Consider the following 2,028-nt stretch of genomic DNA (forward strand, 5'->3'; position numbering starts at 1 on the left):
TTGCAGAATTAAGCCGCCGTTTCAGCTGCACGCTGGAGCACTGGTATGCCGAACAGGGCTGTGATTTCTGTGGCTGGCAGTTGTATGAGCGCGGAGAGCTCGTTGATGTGCTGTGGGGGGAGCTGGAATGGTCTTCCCCGACAGATGACGATGAGCTGCCGGAAGTCACCGGACCTGCGTGGATAGTCGACAAGGTGGCGCATTATGGCGGATGAAGTATGACGGAGACGGGCGGGCTACCGCCCGTTTCTTTTCCGGTAAAGGATGTCGCCGTGCTCCTCTTTTTACTGCGCCGGCTGACGCGGCGCGGCATAAACGCTGCCTGTGGTCAGTGTCCCGCGTCCGGCCGGGCACGGGACGGGCGCTTTTACCGCTCCCGGCTGGCGTCGGTGACAGTGTACGCCAGCCTGTCGCCCTTTTCTGATGAACGCCCTTCAAGCCGCTTTCGCGGCATAGCCTTGCCGTCAGAAAGACGACGGCTGCGGTATTCCACGGTCGGCCTGACCCGTTACCGGACGCGGTGAACAGCCCACAGGCAGCGGGGAACGGGCACCACAGGGGTGCCCTCCCGGTGCCCTCTGTAAGAGAAGGAGGCTTTTATGTCCCGTTTTATCCTGGGTGACTGCGTGCGAGTTATGGCCACGTTTCCGGACAATGCTGTCGATTTCATCCTCGCCGACCCGCCGTATCTCGTCGGTTTCCGTGACCGTTCCGGGCGCACCATCGCTGGCGATAAAACCGATGAATGGCTGCAACCGGCCTGTAATGAGATGTACCGCGTGCTGAAAAAAGACGCGCTGATGGTGAGCTTCTATGGCTGGAACCGCGTCGATCGCTTTATGTCTGCCTGGAAAAATGCGGGATTCAGCGTGGTCGGACACCTGGTGTTTACCAAAACCTACACATCGAAGGCCGCATATGTGGGCTATCGCCACGAATGCGCCTACATCCTGGCAAAAGGTCGTCCACATCTGCCACAAAACCCGCTGCCGGACGTGCTGGGCTGGAAATATTCGGGCAACCGCCATCACCCGACGGAAAAGCCCGTTACCAGCCTGCAACCACTGATTGAGAGCTTCACACACCCGAACGCGATTGTGCTGGACCCGTTTGCAGGCAGCGGCTCAACCTGCGTGGCCGCCCTTCAGTCCGGACGCCGGTATATCGGTATCGAGCTGCTTGAACAGTATCACCGTGCCGGACAGCAACGACTGGCCGCCGTGCAACGGGCCATGCAGCAGGGGGCCGCGAATGATAACTGGTTTGAACCGGAGGCTGCGTAAATGAACTATGCCGGACACGAAAAACTGCGCGCCGACGTGGCGGAGGTGGCCAGTGCCATGTGTGACCTTCGGGCCAGGCTGAACGATATGGAGCATCGCTGTCGCTTTGATTCCGATGTGCTTGTTGAACGCCTGACACGCCAGACGCTGTATCGCGCCAATCGCCTGTTCATGGAGGCGTATACCGAAATTCTGGAACTGGATTCCTGCTTCAAAGATTGAGAAGGAGACGAGAATGTACGGAACATGCGAAACGCTATGCCGGGCGCTGGCAGCAAAGTATCCGGGAGACACGCCGTTGATGCTGGTTATCTGGTCCCCGGAAGAGATTCAGGCCCTCGCTGACGGAATGGATATTTCCCTGTCCGATCATGAAATCAGGATCGTCCTGGCGTGTCTGGAGGACATCCCGGAAGACCAGCGGACTGAATCCGGTATTTCTTCCGCCACTGCGATGGAGATTATCAGCAACGTGAGCGAAAACCGCCAGGTGACCGTCCCGGCTGAACTGCTGGCGTCCCTGATTCAGACCGCCGAACAGGCACTGTGGAAACGTGAATGGGCCGCCCGTGATTACGGCCTCGCCGTCCCGGAATGCGTCACCCGCCGTCAGGCGGTGGTTAATCAGGCCCGCATCCTGCTGAAAAACAACACACACGAAAACGACTGATGTTATCGCCGCCTTCGGGCGGCGATTCAGGGAGACCATTAATCATGAACAAAACGCTGAATGCACTGGTTTGTC

5 protein-coding genes and 1 pseudogene are annotated in these 2,028 nt (G+C 58.5%); 5 read left to right on the top strand and 1 reads right to left on the bottom strand.

Annotated features, from left to right (window positions below):
- A pseudogene (locus E0D98_RS23595) lies at window positions 1-215 on the top strand (hypothetical protein); the annotation flags it as partial.
- Here E0D98_RS23595 and E0D98_RS28585 read toward each other — a convergent pair.
- Window positions 166-396: an arginase gene (locus E0D98_RS28585; protein WP_306292336.1), complete on the bottom strand. Its 231-nt coding sequence runs from the start codon at window positions 394-396 to the stop codon at window positions 166-168. The pseudogene E0D98_RS23595 and the gene E0D98_RS28585 overlap by 50 nt on opposite strands.
- Here E0D98_RS28585 and E0D98_RS23600 point away from each other — a divergent pair.
- The 4 genes from E0D98_RS23600 (at window position 312) to E0D98_RS23615 (ending at window position 1,953) form a co-directional block, all read left to right on the top strand.
- The gene (locus tag E0D98_RS23600; protein WP_251815463.1) at window positions 312-524 is read left to right on the top strand and encodes a hypothetical protein; all 213 of its coding nucleotides are present in this window, start codon (window positions 312-314) and stop codon (window positions 522-524) included. The genes E0D98_RS28585 and E0D98_RS23600 overlap by 85 nt on opposite strands.
- Window positions 525-599: 75 nt before the next feature.
- Window positions 600-1,283 carry a DNA methylase gene (locus E0D98_RS23605; RefSeq protein ID WP_087672695.1) on the top strand — a complete coding sequence of 228 codons (684 nt, stop codon included), beginning with the start codon at window positions 600-602 and terminating at the stop codon, window positions 1,281-1,283.
- Window positions 1,284-1,505, top strand: a complete 222-nt coding sequence (locus tag E0D98_RS23610) for a hypothetical protein (RefSeq protein WP_097416728.1) — start codon at window positions 1,284-1,286, stop codon at window positions 1,503-1,505.
- On the top strand, window positions 1,435-1,953 hold the full coding sequence (locus tag E0D98_RS23615; RefSeq protein ID WP_240723757.1) for a DUF1380 family protein: 519 nt from the start codon (window positions 1,435-1,437) through the stop codon (window positions 1,951-1,953). Before E0D98_RS23610 ends, E0D98_RS23615 begins: the two co-directional genes overlap by 71 nt.
- Window positions 1,954-2,028: the final 75 nt, after the last annotated feature.

The sequence above is a fragment of the Escherichia sp. KCJ4928 genome, from assembly GCF_004352695.1.
GTDB lineage: Bacteria > Pseudomonadota > Gammaproteobacteria > Enterobacterales > Enterobacteriaceae > ECMA0423.

What these genes read in the sequence shown, in the direction of transcription:
- E0D98_RS23605 (WP_087672695.1), top strand. Translation starts at nt 600, where the DNA reads ATGTCCCGTTTTATCCTGGGTGACTGCGTGCGAGTTATGGCCACGTTT.
- E0D98_RS23610 (WP_097416728.1), top strand. Translation starts at nt 1,284, where the DNA reads ATGAACTATGCCGGACACGAAAAACTGCGCGCCGACGTGGCGGAGGTG.